17 protein-coding genes are annotated in these 16,778 nt (G+C 67.6%); 10 read left to right on the top strand and 7 right to left on the bottom strand.

Features of this window, described 5'->3' with window-relative positions; translation table 11 throughout:
• Positions 1-153: 153 nt before the first annotated feature.
• The 4 genes from AB4Z37_RS19525 to AB4Z37_RS19510 all read left to right on the top strand — a co-directional run bounded on the left by AB4Z37_RS19525 (position 154) and on the right by AB4Z37_RS19510 (position 3,336).
• The gene (locus AB4Z37_RS19525) at positions 154-480 is read left to right on the top strand and encodes an NIPSNAP family protein (protein ID WP_441518400.1); all 327 of its coding nucleotides are present in this window, start codon (positions 154-156) and stop codon (positions 478-480) included.
• Between the two features lie 86 nt (positions 481-566).
• Positions 567-926 (top strand): hypothetical protein, encoded by a 360-nt coding sequence (locus AB4Z37_RS19520; RefSeq protein ID WP_441518399.1) that lies wholly within the window; start codon positions 567-569, stop codon positions 924-926.
• Between the two features lie 171 nt (positions 927-1,097).
• Positions 1,098-2,204 (top strand): serine hydrolase domain-containing protein, encoded by a 1,107-nt coding sequence (locus tag AB4Z37_RS19515; protein WP_441518398.1) that lies wholly within the window; start codon positions 1,098-1,100, stop codon positions 2,202-2,204.
• A gap of 13 nt (positions 2,205-2,217) precedes the next feature.
• A complete protein-coding gene (locus AB4Z37_RS19510) occupies positions 2,218-3,336 on the top strand; it encodes an alpha/beta hydrolase family protein (protein WP_441518397.1) in 1,119 nt (372 codons plus the stop codon).
• Positions 3,337-3,620: 284 nt separating this feature from the next.
• Here the strand turns inward: AB4Z37_RS19510 and AB4Z37_RS19505 are convergent, their stop codons facing one another.
• From AB4Z37_RS19505 to AB4Z37_RS19485, 5 genes are all read right to left on the bottom strand, one after another.
• Positions 3,621-4,928, bottom strand: coding sequence for an ABC transporter ATP-binding protein (locus AB4Z37_RS19505; protein WP_441518396.1), 1,308 nt, complete (start codon positions 4,926-4,928; stop codon positions 3,621-3,623).
• Between the two features lie 13 nt (positions 4,929-4,941).
• The gene (locus tag AB4Z37_RS19500) at positions 4,942-6,675 is read right to left on the bottom strand and encodes an ABC transporter permease (protein ID WP_441518395.1); all 1,734 of its coding nucleotides are present in this window, start codon (positions 6,673-6,675) and stop codon (positions 4,942-4,944) included.
• A 203-nt stretch (positions 6,676-6,878) separates the two neighbouring features.
• A complete protein-coding gene (dmeF, locus tag AB4Z37_RS19495) occupies positions 6,879-8,201 on the bottom strand; it encodes a CDF family Co(II)/Ni(II) efflux transporter DmeF (RefSeq protein ID WP_441518394.1) in 1,323 nt (440 codons plus the stop codon).
• 10 nt (positions 8,202-8,211) lie between these two features.
• The gene (locus AB4Z37_RS19490; protein ID WP_441518393.1) at positions 8,212-8,490 is read right to left on the bottom strand and encodes a metal/formaldehyde-sensitive transcriptional repressor; all 279 of its coding nucleotides are present in this window, start codon (positions 8,488-8,490) and stop codon (positions 8,212-8,214) included.
• A gap of 292 nt (positions 8,491-8,782) precedes the next feature.
• A complete protein-coding gene (locus tag AB4Z37_RS19485) occupies positions 8,783-9,061 on the bottom strand; it encodes a hypothetical protein (RefSeq protein ID WP_441518392.1) in 279 nt (92 codons plus the stop codon).
• Between the two features lie 246 nt (positions 9,062-9,307).
• Between AB4Z37_RS19485 and AB4Z37_RS19480 the strand changes: the two genes are divergently transcribed.
• Positions 9,308-10,273 (top strand): helix-turn-helix domain-containing protein, encoded by a 966-nt coding sequence (locus tag AB4Z37_RS19480; protein ID WP_441518391.1) that lies wholly within the window; start codon positions 9,308-9,310, stop codon positions 10,271-10,273.
• A 51-nt stretch (positions 10,274-10,324) separates the two neighbouring features.
• Complete coding sequence (locus AB4Z37_RS19475) at positions 10,325-10,831, top strand: GNAT family N-acetyltransferase (protein WP_441518390.1); 507 nt, start codon at positions 10,325-10,327, stop codon at positions 10,829-10,831.
• Positions 10,832-10,903: 72 nt separating this feature from the next.
• On the opposite strand, the gene AB4Z37_RS19470 is transcribed toward AB4Z37_RS19475, so the two are convergent.
• Positions 10,904-11,680, bottom strand: coding sequence for a TetR/AcrR family transcriptional regulator (locus AB4Z37_RS19470; protein ID WP_441518389.1), 777 nt, complete (start codon positions 11,678-11,680; stop codon positions 10,904-10,906).
• Positions 11,681-11,981: 301 nt separating this feature from the next.
• Here AB4Z37_RS19470 and AB4Z37_RS19465 point away from each other — a divergent pair, with 301 nt between their 5' ends.
• The gene (locus AB4Z37_RS19465) at positions 11,982-12,659 is read left to right on the top strand and encodes a methyltransferase family protein (protein WP_441518479.1); all 678 of its coding nucleotides are present in this window, start codon (positions 11,982-11,984) and stop codon (positions 12,657-12,659) included.
• Positions 12,660-12,688: 29 nt separating this feature from the next.
• Entirely contained in the window at positions 12,689-12,856 is a 168-nt protein-coding gene (locus AB4Z37_RS19460) for a hypothetical protein (RefSeq protein ID WP_441518388.1), read from the top strand.
• A gap of 156 nt (positions 12,857-13,012) precedes the next feature.
• Here AB4Z37_RS19460 and AB4Z37_RS19455 read toward each other — a convergent pair whose 3' ends face one another.
• The gene (locus AB4Z37_RS19455) at positions 13,013-14,266 is read right to left on the bottom strand and encodes a carboxylate-amine ligase (RefSeq protein ID WP_441518387.1); all 1,254 of its coding nucleotides are present in this window, start codon (positions 14,264-14,266) and stop codon (positions 13,013-13,015) included.
• Between the two features lie 334 nt (positions 14,267-14,600).
• On the opposite strand from AB4Z37_RS19455, the gene AB4Z37_RS19450 reads away from it, so the two are divergent.
• Positions 14,601-14,873 (top strand): FeoA family protein, encoded by a 273-nt coding sequence (locus AB4Z37_RS19450; RefSeq protein WP_441518386.1) that lies wholly within the window; start codon positions 14,601-14,603, stop codon positions 14,871-14,873.
• A 4-nt stretch (positions 14,874-14,877) separates the two neighbouring features.
• Positions 14,878-16,755, top strand: coding sequence for a ferrous iron transporter B (gene feoB, locus AB4Z37_RS19445; protein ID WP_441518385.1), 1,878 nt, complete (start codon positions 14,878-14,880; stop codon positions 16,753-16,755).
• Positions 16,756-16,778 lie beyond the last annotated feature (23 nt).

The following is a 16,778-nucleotide window of genomic DNA, read 5'->3' as shown; positions in this document are numbered from 1 at the left end:
ATCGTGCCCGGAGTTGATCGGAGGCTACGATCGTTGATGCCGCCCGCCCGTGCATTGTTGACCCGTCGTGACCTCGCGCCGGCCCTGATTGCCCTCGCGCAACTCCTTCGCCCCGCCGCCGCGACCGCGGCCTATCCAGCGACATCGAACGTCATGATTCATCAGCTTCGCATCTACGAGATATTCGAGCACAACAAGGCCGCGTTCCATGCCCGCTTCCGCGACCACGCCGCGCGCATCATGGCGCGCCATGGCTTTCACATCGTGGCGATGTGGGAGGCGCGCACCGCCGGGCGCACCGAGTTCGTCTATCTGCTGCAATGGCCTGATGAGGCGACGCTGACGGCGCGCTGGGCGGACTTCATGGCCGACCACGAGTGGTCCGAGATCAAGACCCGGACGGCGGCAACCGATGGCGTGATGGTTGGCAGCATTCAGGACCGCCTGCTGCATCTGACGGACTATTCACCGCCGCCGTGATCGGCGCGCCGCCCCCGTTGACGGCGGCATGTTTCGGCCCCACATCTGCTGGCGTGGTCTGCTGATCGAACAAGGAGGCCGCGGACATGAAGATTTCCAATCCTCCCGACGCGCCCGCCGCTGACGCCGCGGATCCGGAGATGCCGGGCCCGGCCGCGGACGTCGATCACGTCTGGTTCGAGAAGAACGCGGGCCGGGTGCACCGGCTGCGTGACCTCGTGCCGTTCGAATCGTTCGATCCGCTCGGGGTGCCGCCGCTCGGCATGAGCTGGCGCATCCTGGTCACCCGGGTGCCCGGCGGCGGCCGGCTGCGGCTGCCGGTGGCGCTGCCGCGCGAGCTGCCCAACGACGCCATGGACGACATCCAGCTGTCACAGCTGTTCGACCGCCTCGCGCCGCCGGACGCCATGAAGATCTGTCGGCACGTCCTGCCACACAAGCATTGAGCGCTGCAGGCGGGCGTGCGGCTGTGACGCCGCCGCGACAGCGGTGCGGCGCGTCCGCCGATCCCGCTTCTCAACCTCGTGGGGAAGTGCGATAGTTACGCCTGCCGGACGCGAGACGGGATGTTGGACGCGACAGCTCCTGCACGGACGGGCCAGCCAGCAGGATGCACCATGCGCTTCGACCGTCGGACGTTTCTCGGCTCCATGGCCCTTGGCGCGACGGCGACCGTGACGGACGCCTCGCGGCACCGCGTCGCCGCCGCGCCGGCCGCCGCCGATTTCGAGCAGCGCCTCGCGATGGTGGCGGAGCATGACAAGCTGTCCGGCCTGCATGCGGTGCTGGTGTCGCAGCATGGCAGGATCATCTTCGAGCACTATCAGCCGGGCACGGATGTCGACCGCAGAGGGCGCAACCTCGGCACGGTGGCGTTTGCGCCCGACGTGCCCCATGACCTGCGCTCGGTCACCAAGGGGGTGGTCGGCCTGCTCTATGGCATTGCGCTCGCGGACGGCAAGGTGCCGCCGCCCGACGCCAGGCTCTACGACCAGTTTCCGCAATACGCTGATCTCGCGGCGGAGCCCGGGCGCGACCGCATCACCATCGCCCATGTCCTCAGCATGACGCTGGGGCTGCAGTGGGACGAACTGACCATTCCCTATGGCGATCCCCGCAACAGCGAGAACGCCATGGACGATGCGCCGGACCGCTATCGCTACATCCTGTCGCTGCCGATCGCCGCCGAGCCCGGCCGCGCCTGGCTCTATTGCGGTGGTGCGACCGCGCTGCTCGGCCACCTCATCGCGCGCGGCACCGGCATGCCGCTGCTCGACTATGCGCAGCGCATGCTGTTCGGTCCGATGGACTTCGGCCCTGTCGTGTGGGGGCCGGGCCGGGACGGCGAGCCGATCGCGGCGTCGGGGCTGCGCCTGCTGCCGCGCGACATGCTCAAGGTCGGGCAGCTGGTGCTCGCCCGCGGCAACTGGCAGGGCCGGCAGCTGGTGCCGGAGGCGTGGGTCAGGACGGTCACGACGCAGACCGTGACCATCGACCAGCGCCGCAGCTATGGCTATCACTGGTACATGGGCGACATCGCTGTCTCCGGCCAGCCGCATCACTGGATCGGCGGCATCGGCTGGGGCGGTCAGCGGCTGTTCGTGATGCCGGACCTCGATCTCGTGGTCGGCATCAACTGCGGCAACTACGACAAGCCCGGCAGCGAACAGAGCCGTGTCGCGCTCACGGTGCTCATCGGCGCCGTGCTGCCGCTCGTGACCTGAGCGCGTTTCGCCGGTGACGCTGCGCCGTCCCGATCATCGCGACGGCGGGCGCGCAACTTTCGACACAATTGCGGTGTCGCTTGGCTGGGGTGTTCGTCTTCGATCATTTCTCAGGTGTCAGATTGAGGGGCGGCTCGTGGTGCTCAAGACGTATTGGGCTTGTGCGATCATCCTGTGCTGCCTGGTTTCGCGTGCGCCGGCCGCTGGTATCCAGCTCCTCGATTCCGATCCGCGCCTCACCGGGGCCATCTGGTATCCCTGCGCCGGCGAGGCGAAGGACATTCCGCTCGGCGCGCTCGCGGCGATGCCCGCGATCACGCTCGCGGGCGTCAGGGATTGCGCCGTCACCGGCGCGAAGCTGCCGCTGATCGTGTTTTCCCACGGCTACGGCGGCTGGTTCACCATGCATCAGGACACGGCCGAGGCGCTCGCCGATGCCGGCTTCGTGGTCGCCGTCATCAACCATCCCGGTGACAACGGCCTTGATCGCTCGCAGAGCGACGTGCTGTCCGTGTGGGCCACGCGCCCGGCGGATATCGTGCGCCTGCTCGATTTCATGCTGCACGACTGGAAGGACCGGGCGGTCATTGACCCCGCGCGCGTCGGCTTCGTCGGCTTCTCCAAGGGCGGCTTCACTGGGCTGTTGCTGATCGGCGCCTCGCCGGACTACCAGCGGCTGGTATCCTTGTGCACGAACGACGCGCCTTTCTGCGTGCAGGTGCGCAGCGGCGACGTTCCGCACGACCTGGCACGCGACACCCGGATCAAGGCCGCGGTGCTCGCCGACCCCGCCCACAGCGGCGCGTTCACGCGGGACGCCCTGGCCGGCATCCGCATCCCGCTGCAGGTCTGGCGGTCCGAGGTGTCCACCGCGGGGACCGGCATCGATCCGGAAGGCGTCGCGCGCGTGTTGCGCGCGCTGCCGGGCTCACCCGAGATCCATGTCGTGCCGGCCGGCCACTTCGCTTTCCTCATGCCGTGCTCGCCGGCGTTCGCCGCCGCCCTGCCGCGCCTGTGCATCGATCCGCCGGGCTTCGACCGCGTCGCCTTCCACCGTGACTTCGACGCGAGCGTGGTGCGGTTCTTCCGGGAGCAGCTCGTGGGAGATGGCGGAGTGCGCGAGGGCCGTTAAGCGGTGGCGGTGTGCAGAGAGGTCCTATACCCCGCGCAGGCGTATGGCTGATTTCCGGCGCTGACAGCCCCCACTGCGTCATTGCCGGGCGAAGACCCGGCAATCCAGCTTGCTTGCCGTGCACGTGAGTATTGAAGCTGGATCACCGGGTCTCGACGCTTCGCGTCGGCCCGGTGATGACGCTGAGGATGTGGAAGCGCCCTGAGTCTCAGATAGCGGCGAGGCCCATCAGACGTAGCAGTTCAAAGAGCCCGTCGCACCTGGCTCCGAACTCGTCTCCCGCCTCAGTGCGGGTTCTCCAGGCTGAACATCTCCGACTGCTCGTCATAGGCGAACAGCTCGGCATAGCGGCCCCAGGACACGATGGTCTTGAGCGTCTCGTCGGCATAGTCCTCGGACATGTAGTCCTCGAGCTCGTTGCGGAAGCGCGCCGCGGGGGCGGTGTGCGAGGGGCGCTCGTCGAGCACGCGGAGGATCAGGCCGATCAGCGGCACATAGGAGACGAGGTGCTCGGCGATCAGGCGCTTGCGCGCGTCGGTTTCGAGGTTGGCGAAACGCTTGCCGGCGTCGGTCAGCGTCAGGTCGCCTTCGCTGAGCTGGGCGAAGCGCAGCAGCTGCAGGGCTTCGGCGAGGTGGAACAGTTCGTCCGCCTCGAGCTGCAGGCTCTCCGCAAGTACGGGGAGGTCGGCGTGGCCGTTGTAGGGCGGGCCGGCCAGCGTCTCGATCAGGCCCGAGATCAGGTTCGACGACACATGGTTGAGCACCATGCCGACGCCGGTGCCCTGGATGCCCTCGACCGTCGGCGTGCGCGGCTCGGCGCGCTGGGTCATGCGGGCGTAGATGCTGTCGACCAGCGCGCGGAACACCGGATCGAGGCGGTTGCGCGGATGCGGCAGGTCGACCTTGATCTCGGCGGCGACGCGGCCGGGATTGGACGAGAATACCAGGATGCGGTCGCACATCAGCACCGCTTCCTCGATGTTGTGGGTCACCATCAGCACCGACTTGATCGGCAGCCGGCCTTCGATCCAGAGGTCGACGAGATCGGTGCGCAGCGTCTCGGCGGTCAGCACGTCGAGCGCCGAGAACGGCTCATCCATCAGCAGGAGGTCGGGATGCACCACGAGGGCGCGAGCGAAGCCGACGCGCTGGCGCATGCCGCCGGACAATTCCTTCGGATAGGCCGACTCGAAACCATCGAGGCCGATCAGGTCGATGGCGGCGAGCGCGCGCTTGCGGCGCTCGCTGCGCTCGACGCCGAGGGCCTCGAGCCCGAGCTCGACGTTCTGCAGCACGGTGAGCCAGGGAAACAGCGCGAACGACTGGAACACCATGGAGACGCCGTGCGGCGGCCCCTTGATGACTTCGCCGCGGCAGGTGGCGTCACCGGACGACGGCGAGGTCAGGCCGGCGATGATGCGCAGCAGGGTCGACTTGCCCGAGCCCGAGCGGCCCAGCAGGCCGACGATCTCGCCGGAGCGGATGGTGAGATCGACGTTCTCCAGCACCAGCAGGTCCTCGCCGCTGCCCTTGGGGAACGAGCGGCAGACATTGCGGATGTCGATCAGTTGCGGGGCGGTGGGATCGAGCATTTCGGATCTCCTGTCAGCCGAGACGCAGGCGGCGTTCGCCGAAGGCGTACAGCGGGCGCCACAGCAGGCGGTTGAACAGCGTGACGAACACGCACATCACGGTGATGCCGAGCACCACCCGGGGAAAGTCGCCGGCTTCCGTCGCCTTGGCGATGTAGGCGCCGAGCCCGGTGGCCGTCAGCTTCTCGTCGCCCCAGCTCGCCACTTCGGCGACGATGGACGCGTTCCACGAGCCGCCGGACGCGGTGATCGCGCCGGTGACATAATAGGGGAAGATGCCGGGCAGGATCACCTTCAGCCACCAGCGCCAGCCGCGCAGGTGAAAGCCGTCGGCGGCCTCGCGCAGGTCGGTCGGAAAGGCGCTGGCGCCGGCGATGACATTGAACAGGATGTACCACTGCGTGCCGAGGATCATCAGCGGGCTGAGCCAGACGTCGGCATTCAGCCCGAAATGCACGATCAGCACCACGAACACCGGGAAGGCGAGGTTGGCGGGGAATGCGGCGAGAAACTGCGCCAGCGGCTGGATGCGCTCGGCAAGGCGCGGCCGCAGGCCGACCCAGACGCCGATCGGCACCCACACGAGGCTCGCGAGCGCCATCAGCACGATGACACGGAGCAGCGTGAGGAAGCCGTCGCCGATCGCCACTGCGACGTCCGCCCAGCCGAGGGTTGTCGCGAGATAGTCGACAATGCGCCAGCCGGCATAGACGGTGCCGGCGAGGATCAGCGCCAGCCACAGCGCGTCGATGGCGCGCGACGGCGCGCGCCGCATCGCCGTGCGGCGCGGGCGCTGCGGCAGGCGGATCTGGATCGACGCCACCCACCGGCGCACCGCGACGAACGGCACGGTGAGCATGCGCAGCGCCCGGGTGCGGCGGAACAGGTCGAGCACCCAGGATTCCGGCGCGGTCTGCGACGCCGTCTGCTCGAAGCGGAATTTGTCGGCCCACGCCACCACCGGGCGGAACAGCAACTGGTCGTAGGCGACGATGACCAGCAGCATGGTGAGCACGGCATAGCCGATCGCCGGCAGGTTCTGCTCCTTGATCGCCAGCGCGACATAGGAGCCGACGCCCGGCAGCGTCACGGTGGTGTCGCCGACGGTGATCGCCTCCGACGCCACCACGAAGAACCAGCCGCCGGACATCGACATCATCGCGTTCCACACGAGGCCGGGCACCGCGAACGGCACGTCGAGCCGCCAGAAGCGCTGCCACGCCAAGAGGTGGAAGCTCTGCGACGCTTCGTCGAGGTCGTTCGGCACGTTGCGCAGCGACTGGTACATGCTGAACGTCATGTTCCAGGCCTGGCTGGTGAAGATCGCGAACACGCAGGCGAGCTCGGCCCCCAGCACCCGGCCGGGGAACAGGTTCATGAAGAACACGACCGTGAAGGTGAGGAAGCCGAGGATCGGCACCGACTGCAGGATGTCCAGCATCGGGATCAGCACCATCTCGGCACGGCGACTCTTGGCGGCGAGCGCGGCGTAGATGAACGTGAACACCAGCGAGCAGGCCATCGCCAGCAGCATGCGCAGCGTGGTGCGCAGCGCATAGAGCGGCAGGTGCCAGGGATCGAGCGACAGCGGCGGGGTGTCGAGCGTCGACAGCGGCGCATTGGTCTGGCGCGCGCCATAGGCGATCAGCACCATGGTGCCGATGATCAGCACCAGCGCCACGACGTCCCAGACGTTCGGCAGCAGGGTCCGGCCGAGGGCGGGGGGAGAGAGCTTGCGGGACGTCATGCGGCGGGGCCCTGGGACGACGGGAAAGGACTGCAGACAGAGGTATTGCCCTGCAACATATGACATTGTTGTGACGGCGAGGCGAGTGCGCGGTGTCAGGGATCAACCGCTATCGCAGCGTCTTGGCGGCACGGCAAAAAGCAGCCGCCCCCGCCCGCGGGGGCGGGCAGGGGCGGCGTCGATTCGGGGCTTCGGGTGGGGCGTCAGGTCGCCGGCAGGGACGGCGGGTGCCGCACCTCGATGGTGACGTGGGAGAGATCCGGGAAGCGGGCGAGCCGGCGGCGATAATAGTCGGGATCACGCACCCTGGCGGTCATGATCGAGACGATGGCGCCGAGATGCCCGGGGCCGAGCCGCCACAGGTGCAGGTCGGTGAGCGCGTCGCCGTCGGCCTCGATGGCCTGGCGGACCTTGTCGGCCATGCGCGGATCGGCGGTGCGGTCGAGCAGGATGCCGCCGGTGTCGCGCAGCAGGCCATAGGACCAGTTGGCGATCACCAGCGCGCCGATGAGGCCGGCGAGCGGGTCCATCCACAGCCAGCCGAAGGCGCGGGCCAGCAACAGGCCGACGATGACCAGCACCGAGACGGCGGCATCGGCGAGGACATGGACGAACGCTGCGCGCATGTTGTTGTCGCGGTGATGGGCGGCATTGCCATGGTCGTGGGCGTCGCCGTGGTCGTGCTCGGTGAACAGCACCTTGTGGTCGTGGCTGCGGCCGTCCACCGACCAGCGGATGCGCGCGGTGAAGGCGTGCGGCTCCGGAATCTCGTCCTGGGATTGGAGGTAGGCGAGGCGGCTGTCGAAGCCGAAGGTCTGGCGCGTGCCGTCGGGGCGGATGGTCTCGATGGTGAGGTCGGCGGCGTCCGGCAGCGCGCCGGTGTCGCGGGTGATGTGGAAGCGCGGCGGCACGCCGTCCTCGACAATGGTGATGGTCAGGCTGTCGTCACCGGCGCCGACATGCAGGCTTTCGGCGGCATGATCGTGGTCATGGTGATCGTGTGCGGCGTGGTCATGACCATGGCCGTGATGGTGGCCATGGCCGAGGCCGTGTCCATGGTCATGTCCGCCGGACAGCAGCCAGGCGCTGGCGACGTTGACGGCGAGGCCGAGCACCGCGATCGGGATCGCCTCGCGGAAGCTGATCGCCACCGGGTTGAGGAAGCGCATCACCGCCTCATAGCCGATCAGCAGCGCGATCATCGCCAGCACGATGGCGCTGGTGTAGCCGGCGAGGTCGCCGAACTTGCCGGTGCCGAAGGCGAAGTCCTGGTCGTGCGCATGCTTGCGGGCGTAGGTGTAGGCCAGCGCCGCCAGCAGCAGCGCGCCGGCATGGGTCGACATGTGCAGGCCGTCGGCGATCAGCGCCAGCGAGCCGAACAGCGCGCCGCCGGCGATTTCGGCGATCATCATGGCGGCACACAGCCAGATCACCGCCCAGGTGCGGCGTTCCGCACGGGCATGGTCGGGACCGAGGAAGACGTGGCTGTGGCGGACGGAGACGGCCGCGGTTTGCACGTCGGTCATGGCAGCACCTTTACTTCATGTAGGTATGGACGACTTCGATCAGCTGTTCGGCGGCCTCGGTGTCGAGGGCGCCGGGGTTCTTCTTCGGGTCGACGAGGTGGGTGCGGATGTGATCCTCCACCACCTCGGCCATCAGCCCGGCGACGCCGCCGCGCACGCCGGCGATCATATGCATGACGCGCTCGCAGCCGGCTTCCTCGTCGAGCGCGCGCTCGATGGCCTCGACCTGGCCGCGGATGCGCCGCACCCGGGCCAGCAGCTTCTTCTTCTCGCGAATGGTATGGCTCATGGCCACCCTATATAGCCTACCCCCCTATCCTAGGCTAGGGAAAAATCGGGGGCACGTGCACATCCGCACGGCGGACGGGGCGGACGGCAGAGGGCGGATGGCGATTTGAGGCGGGGCGGTGTCACGCGCGTGGCGCGCGTTCACCGGCGTCGCCACCGCGACGGCATTGCGATCATTCAGAACGGCCGCGGCCTTGCGAAGTATGACGCTGCCGCGACAGCGACGGAGCGGCACCATTGCCAAAAAAGCAGGGCCGGTGGTCGGGGCCGGCCCTAAGTCCCTGTCGTGGCCATCAGCGTGCGGAGCGCTTGCGTTGAGCTCTCAGGATCTGGCTGAGACGCTTGTTGCGTGCGGCGCGGTCCGCCACGACGTGCGGGTGGTTGCGTTGTCCGATCCGGCGCCGCGCAGATGCGCGGATCGAAGGTGCCTGCAGGTTGATCGTGTCGGCGGGGGCTGGTACCGTCTCGACGATATTGTCTTCGGCCTCTTCTTCCGGGTCCTTGCAGTTCGGATTTCCTTCTCCAATAAATAAGTGGATTCGATCGATTTCATCCCGTGTGTAGCGCGTCATGTGAGTCTCCGTTGTCGAGGCTGTCGAACCTCCGCTGCACGAAAACACCAACAGCTTAGTCGAGCGCCTGACGTCATCAACGACTGATCGTCGCGAACCTGCTTTTTGCCTGAGCAATCCTGCCTCGGCACGCATGCTCACTGCGGCCGCACATGTGCCGCCGCACGTATGCCGGGGGTTTTGCATCGTGCGGCCTGCTCGGCGGCGGCGCGCGGTGCTAAGGTTTCAGAACCCGTGGGGGCATCGATGTCACGCGTGCACAACAAAGAGCTGGGTCGACAAATGCGGCTGGCCAGGGAGAACACGCGGTCACAGAGCCCTCGCTTCAGCGCTGTTGCGATGGCTCGTTCGCTGGGCTCCAGCCAGGACACGGTGACGCGCTGGGAGACCGGGGAGATCAAGCCGCCGCTCGACCGGCTGATCGAGTATTGCGGCGTCCTGCAGGCCCGCGGCCTTCCCGACGGCGACGCGCTGAAGCTCTTGAATCTGGGCTACCCGACCGAAGTGAAGCGGCTGCTGCGGCTCGGCGGGACCTCCGCAACCGAATCCGAACGAGAGACCAACATGAGTGGCGCAGAGTATGGGATACCGATCACGAGCCCCGAGCAATTGCGTAAGGTCTACGCCTTCGACGAGCGGGCCTATGTCGATGAAAGCGGAAATGTCGTTCCCGACATCTCCTTCGAGCTGTTCGAGGGATGGTGGAAGGCTCATGCCAACGGCTTCCTGTGCTCGTCGCTGAACAACGAGCCGTTCGCGGTCATTGGGCTGTTCCCGGTGAAGAAGACCTGGGTCAAGGATTTCATCCGGCACGCGAGCGGCGAGTTCGAGCTCGATCCCGGCGAGATCGCCCGCGACAGCAGCCAGTACTGGTATCTGTCGGGCTTGTCGTCGTCGTTCAGGGGGCGCAGCCTCCACACCCACCTGCCGAGCGTCCTCGGGTACAGCCTCGCGCGCTGGATCGAAAGCAATGCATCGGCCTTGCGCGAACGGGAAATCGTCATCGTCTCGGAGGGCACGACCGCGATCGGCTCCCGCCTGCTCAATCGCCTGTTCAATTTCAAGCTCGAGAGCCCCTCGGACGTCGTCCGGAAACCGCGCTTCAGCAAGGCCACGAGCTTGCCAAAGGTTAGAAATCTGCTGGTCGGGCACGAATTCTTCGCACGCGTGAAGGGCCTGCGAAAGCGGGTGCAGTCCGGGCTGCTGGAATAGACGGGTCGATATCTGCCGGAGTGCGTGATGTCGTCGGGATTGGAGGATGAAATGACGGGCGGGCCTGAATTTTCGTGGTGCGACGATGCGAGTTCCGTCGATGATCTGGCGCGCTTCTTTGCCGACAACATCACGTCTTCATATATTTCCCATTCGGAACTCCAGTTCGGGCGTGCCGATGCCGTCGGGCGCTGGTCTCCGCGACTGGCCCAAATCCTGCGCTCCGAGATCGGCGAGCGCGTCGGTGTCGCCGCCATGCCGGATCGCAAGGTCGCCGCCGCGTATGTCGAGGGCAAACTGGCCGGCATTGCGTTCGTCGCTTTTACCGAGGACGTGCCGCATCCGTTCGTTGTCGTCGAGGATATCGCGATCGCGCGGCATCTGCGTGGCCATGGCATCGGGCAGGGATTCCTCGACTGGATCTTCGCCCGGGCGAAGGGCCGCGGCATCAGGCGGGCCTATCTCGAAAGCGGCAAGGACAACCACGACGCCCACCACTTCTTCGAGCGCAATCGGTTCGAGCAGGTGTCGATTGTGATGATGGCGGAGATCGCCTGATGTCCGGGCCGGCTGCTCTCTCGCGCGCGGGCCAGGCGCTTTCGATCGCGGGCGGAAATGGCTGGAAGCGATTTACCGGCGAGCGGCGACGCGCCGCGTCCCCGGCTGCTTCCGGGCGGGCCTGGGCGCGACCTTGGAGCCGGCCAGCGCGTGGTGGCGCGCGGTCATCAGCAGGCGCAGATAGCCTGGCGCCGTCAGCTTGATGCTGCCGTCGGGGAGGCCGAGCACGCGGTCGAGCGCGATCTCGTAGAGATGAATGCGCTGCTCGAGCCTGCGGATCGCCGTCCTGGTCGACGCGCGGCCGTCCTTGATCTCGCTGACGATGTCGGCGACGAGGCCGCGCGTCGCGCCGCCGAGCTGCATGATCATGTCGGCGACGCCGGCAGGATCGAAGGTATGGAAGACGCCGCCGGCGACGCCCTCGGTGATGATCGTGGTCAGCAGCGGGTGAAACAGCGCGCCGGCCGCGACATTGATGCGGTGGAACAACACCTGGTTCTCAGGGCGGAACAAGGTTTCGAACAGCGCCCACTCGGTGACCGCGTGCTCGACCTTGTTCTGCCGCAGCCGCGCCATCAGCGCATTGAGGCGCGCCAGTGCATCGAGGCCGGGCGCGTCCAGCACGTCCCGCACGCGTTCCAGCGCCGCGCGGGCGAAGCGCTCGGCGAGCGCCTCGAGCAGCGCCTCCTTGGACGAGAAGTAGTGATAGAACGCGCCCTTGGAAACCCCAGCCGCCGCGATGACGTCGTTGAGGCTCGCCTGCTCGTACCCGCGGGCGAGGAACAGCCCCTGGGCGCAGTCGAGCAGCTCGTTGCGGCGAACCTCCGGATGTTTGACGACGCGGGGCAAGGCACCTCCAAAACAGGACGAGAGTCCGGGGCAGGAGCTTAAGACAAGTCAGGGCGCCTGTCCTGGCAGGGGGCGGCGCCAAAGGGGCGGGGTTGTCTGACCGACCAATGGTCGGTATAATAGACTGATGGTCGGTCTGCGGCAACCTCGTTGTCGCGGCGTTCGTGATGCGCGCTGGCCGCGCGCACGGCGCCGATCCCGGGTTTCGAGCGACTTGTTTCGAAGGAAAACGTCCCGATAGGACGGCCGCCGCGCGCTGCCGGACCGTCAGACAAAGAGGTGCGTCATGAGCAAGGCATTACTGATCACCAGGATCGTCGTTCAGACCGTGGTGTGGTTCGGCGCGATGGGCGCGCTGCTGTTTCTCGGTGCCGGCACGTGGCACTGGCCGGCCGCCTGGCTCTTCATTCTCGGCATGATCGTGTTCGGCATCTGGGGCGGCATCGCCATGGTGCGGCACGATCCGGCTTTGGTCGCCGAGCGCACCGGCTCGCTGTTCCAGCGCGAGCAGCCGCGCGCCGACAAGATCTTCGTCGTCGCGCTGTGCTGCGTCCTGCTGGTGTGGCTGGTGGTGATGGGTGTCGATGTCATGCGCCTCGGCTGGTCGCACATGCCGGCGTGGCTGCAGGTGGCCGGCGGCGTGGCGCTGGTGTTCGGCGGCTGGCTCGCCTACCGCGTGATGCGCGAGAACAGCTTTGCCGCGCCGGTGGTCAAGATCCAGCATGAGCGCCAGCAGACCGTGATCTCCTCCGGTCCCTATGCGTTCGTCCGCCATCCGATGTATTCGGGCATGCTGTTCGTGTTCGTCGGCATCGCGCTGCTGCTCGGCTCATGGTGGGGCGTTGTGATCGCCGTCGGGCTGTCGCTGATGTTCTGCATCCGCATTCCGATCGAGGAGAAGGCCCTGCGCGAGGGACTTGCGGGCTATGACGCCTATGCGGAGCGGGTGCGCTGGCGCCTCGTCCCGGGCGTCTGGTAGCGGCCGGCGGCGTTTGCCATGCACAGGGCGTGTGGGGGCTGTCGGTCGAGCAACTGACGCTGGCGGTGGTCGAGGGCAACGCCGCCGCGCTCGCGCTCTACCGCAAGCTCGGCTTCGCCGCCTACGGCGTCGAGCCGCGCGCGCTCAAGACCGAGACCGGCTGTCGCAACGAGGTGCTGATGGCGCTGATGTTCTAATCTTGTGTTCGGCGCGTGTCTTCACGCGAACCGGTGCCCCCTGATCACGTCCGGGGCATGCTTCGCTCGGAAATGCTCTCGGACGCCGCATGCATCGCGGCGATCGGGGCGCGTATTGCCCGACGTCCTGGAGCATCATCGCGGAGCATCACGGCATCATTTCGGGGCGGGGATGTGCACGCGGCGGGCGGCCTGCTGCGGCGCATGCTCCTGCAGCGTGGTGCCGGCGATCCAGCGTGCCACCTGCGTCAGCGGTGCGCCGACCACCGGCGCGCGGTTCGCCTCGCGGAACACCGCGATCTGGCCGTCGGCGGCGGTGCCGTCGCGGACGATGGCGCGGCAGTGCTCGACCTCATCGACGCAGTCGAGCGCGATCGCATCCATCGCGACCAGCGCCAGCAGGTCATCGACGAGATCGCTGACCGCGACCGCGTCGCTGCGCGTCACGAACGAGCCCTGCACGCCGAAGCGCTGCGCCCGCCATTTGTTCTCGACCGCGAGCGCGCGATCGAGCGCGGTGAGGTCGGCATTGATCTGTGGATCGAGGGTGAGCCGCCGCGCCAATGCGCGGTACAGCGCGGCGAGCGCCAGCGCGTCTTCGATCCGGGTGCAGCAGTCGCAGGCGCGCAGCTCCAGCGTCGGCCGCCGCGCCGAGGGGCGGGCCATCCACCAGATGTAGCTGGGATCGGCGATCGCGCCGCCGCGCACCATGGCCTCCACATAGTCGGCATAGGCCTGCTCGCTCTCGAACAGGTCGGGGATGCCGCTGCGCGGCAGCTCGTCATAGGCGGCGAGGCGGTAGGCCTTCAGCCCGGTGTCGCGGCTGTGCCAGAACGGCGACGACGCCGACAGCGCCACGAACAGCGGGAGATATGGCGTCATGCGCCGCATCACCTCGACGCGGCGGGCGGGATCGGGCAGCTGGACATGGACATGCATGCCGCACACGAGGTCGCGGCGGCCGATCATCTGCAGGTCATCCATCATGTCGACATAGCGTGCCCGGGGCGTCGGGTTCATCCGGCTCCACATCGCGGTCGGGTGGGTGCCGCAGGCCATGATGACGAGGCCGTATTGCGCCGCGACCCGGCCGACCTCCCGACGCAGGAAGGCGAGTTCGGCGCGGGCGTCGCGGAGCGAGGCGTGGACGTTGGTCGCGATCTCGACCTGGGCCTGGATGAACTCACGGGTGCTCTGGCCGCCGGTGGCGAAGCCGGCCGCCTCGAACAGGCCCTCGGGGGTGAATTCCGGCGTCTCGAAGGTCTCGGCGTCGGCGAGGAAGTACTCCTCCTCGATGCCGAAGGTAAACGCCGCATCCGGCCCGCGCCACGGCGTGTCGGTGCGCAGCACGATGTGCTTGCGGTCGGCGCTCGCGCCCAGCATCAGGGCCTTGAGATCGTGAAACGCCATGCCCAACCCCTTCATCACCTGCCGGTCGCGGCCGGGGGTTTGCGGGCAACAACGCCAGCGGCGAGCCGCGGTTCCCGCGGCGCGGCTGGATCCCGAGGTTAATTGTTTGAAACGGCGCGCTTTTTTTAAAGAGGCGCCGAGAGCTTACGAGGGCCGGGACCGTGGTCGTGCCGTTTCTCCGGCCGGCCCGCGCCGGCTGATCGGCCCGAAAGCGCCGGCCGGGACACGCCGCTGCGGCAAGCCGTTGACAGCCTTATAATCATTCTAAGCGAAAGCGGTCACAACCCGCGGCGCGGCGCTTGACCGGCAACGGTGCGGCTGCGACGTACACGCCATGACCAGAGATCGTCACGACAAGCGCAGCCGGCTCGGCGATGCGGCGCGCGGCTTCACCGGCGTGGTGGCTGCGCTCGAGACCACGGCGTCGGCCTCGGCGCTCGACGCAGGCGAGCTCGAGCAGCGGCTGATCGAGTTCGGCTTCGTCGAGGGCGCGGCGATCGAGATCCTGCACGAAGGCGCGATCGGCCGTGATCCGATCGCGGTGCGGATCAACAACGTCACCGTCGCGCTGCGCCGGCGCGAGGCAATGGCCGTGGTCGTGGAATGATCTGATGCGGATCGATGGCGCCGGCTCCCTGCACCTTGCCCTGGTGGGGACCCCGAACAGCGGCAAGACCTCGCTTTTCAACGCCCTAACCGGCAGCCGCCAGAAGGTCGCGAACTATCCCGGCGTGACGGTGGAGCGCAAGTCCGGCGGCTTCATCACCCCGGCCGGCCGCCACATCACCCTGGTCGATCTGCCCGGCACCTATTCGCTGCGCGGCCGCAGCCCGGACGAGGAGATCACCCGCGACGTCGTGCTCGGCCGTTTCGCGGGAGAGAAGCAGCCCGACCTTGCGGTGTGCGTTGCCGATTCCACCAGCATGCGCCTCGCCATCCGTCTCGTCATCGAGATGAAGCGCACGGGACGGCCGCTGGTGCTGGTGCTCAACATGGTGGACATCGCGCGCCGCCGCGGCATTGTCATCGACACCGAGAAGCTGTCGGCACGGCTTGGCGTGCCGGTGGTCACCGCGGTCGCGGTGCGCAAGGGCGGCACCGACGACCTGCTCAAGCTGATCGACGCCACGGCCGCGCAGGGCGCGCCAGCGGCCGAGGGCAACTGGGCTCCGCCTGGCATCGCCGACATGCGCGCCGCCCAGCGCGAGGCCGACCGCATCATCGCCGAGTGCATCGGCGCGCCGGTGAAGCCCGACACGCTGACCACGAAGGTGGACGCGGTGGTGCTGCACCCGGTGTTCGGGCTCGTCGTGCTGATCGCGATCCTGTTCGTCATGTTCCAGGCAGTGTTCGCCTGGGCCCAGCCGTTGATGCAGTTGCTGTCGTCCGGCTTCGATGCGCTCGGCGGCCTCGTGCACGACTATCTGCCCGAGGGGCTGCTGCAGAGTTTCCTGCAGAACGGCGTCATCTCCGGCGTCGGCAGCGTCATCGTGTTCCTGCCGCAGATCATCATCATCTTCCTGTTCATCCTGCTGCTCGAAGACTTCGGCTACATGGCGCGCGCCGCGTTCCTGATGGACCGCATCATGGGTGGCGCCGGGCTGCATGGCCGCGCCTTCATTCCGCTGCTGTCGAGCTTCGCCTGCGCCATCCCCGGCATCATGGCGACGCGGGTGATCGACAACCGCCGCGACCGCCTCACCACCATCCTGATCGCGCCGCTGATGACCTGCTCGGCGCGTATTCCCGTCTACACCCTGATCATCTCGGCGTTCATTCCGCCGAAGCTGGTGTTCGGCTTCGTCAACCTGCAGGGCCTCGTGATGTTCGGGCTCTACGCGGTCGGCATCTTCAGCGCGCTCGGCGTCTCGTTCCTGGTCAAGTTCTTCATGCTGCGCGACTACGCGCCGGCGCCGTTCATGCTGGAGCTGCCGGACTACAAGCTGCCGCGGCTCAAGAGCATCGCCATCGGCATCTTCACCCGGGTGAAGATGTTCCTGTACCGCGCCGGCACCACCATCTTCTCCATGATGGTGCTGATCTGGTTCCTGGCCTCGTTCCCGCGGCCGCCGGCGGGCGCCACCGAGCCGGCCATCGACTTCAGCCTCGCCGCCATCATCGGCCACGCGCTGCAGCCGCTGCTGGCGCCGCTCGGCTTCAACTGGCAGATCGCGGTGGCGCTGATCCCGGGCATGGCGGCGCGCGAGGTCGCGGTGGCTTCGCTCGGCACCGTCTACGCCATCGAGGGCGGCAAGGAAGCTGCCGAGCAGATCGGCCAGGTGCTGGCGACCCAGTGGAGCCTCGCCACCGCGCTGTCGCTGCTCGCCTGGTACATCTTCGCGCCGCAATGCGCCTCGACGCTGGCGGTGATCAAGCGCGAGACCGGCGGCTGGCGCTGGATGGCGCTGACCTTCGGCTACATGTTCGCGCTGGCGTATGTGGCGAGCCTCATCACCTACAACGTCGCGGTCGCGCTCGGCGCCGGGTAGGGCGCGACGGCGAAGCCGCCTGC

The sequence above is a fragment of the Bradyrhizobium sp. 2TAF24 genome (assembly GCF_052115025.1).
Lineage (GTDB): Bacteria > Pseudomonadota > Alphaproteobacteria > Rhizobiales > Xanthobacteraceae > Bradyrhizobium_A.
Note: the sequence above shows the minus strand (reverse complement) of the source record. Positions and strands in the feature narration are given on the sequence as shown.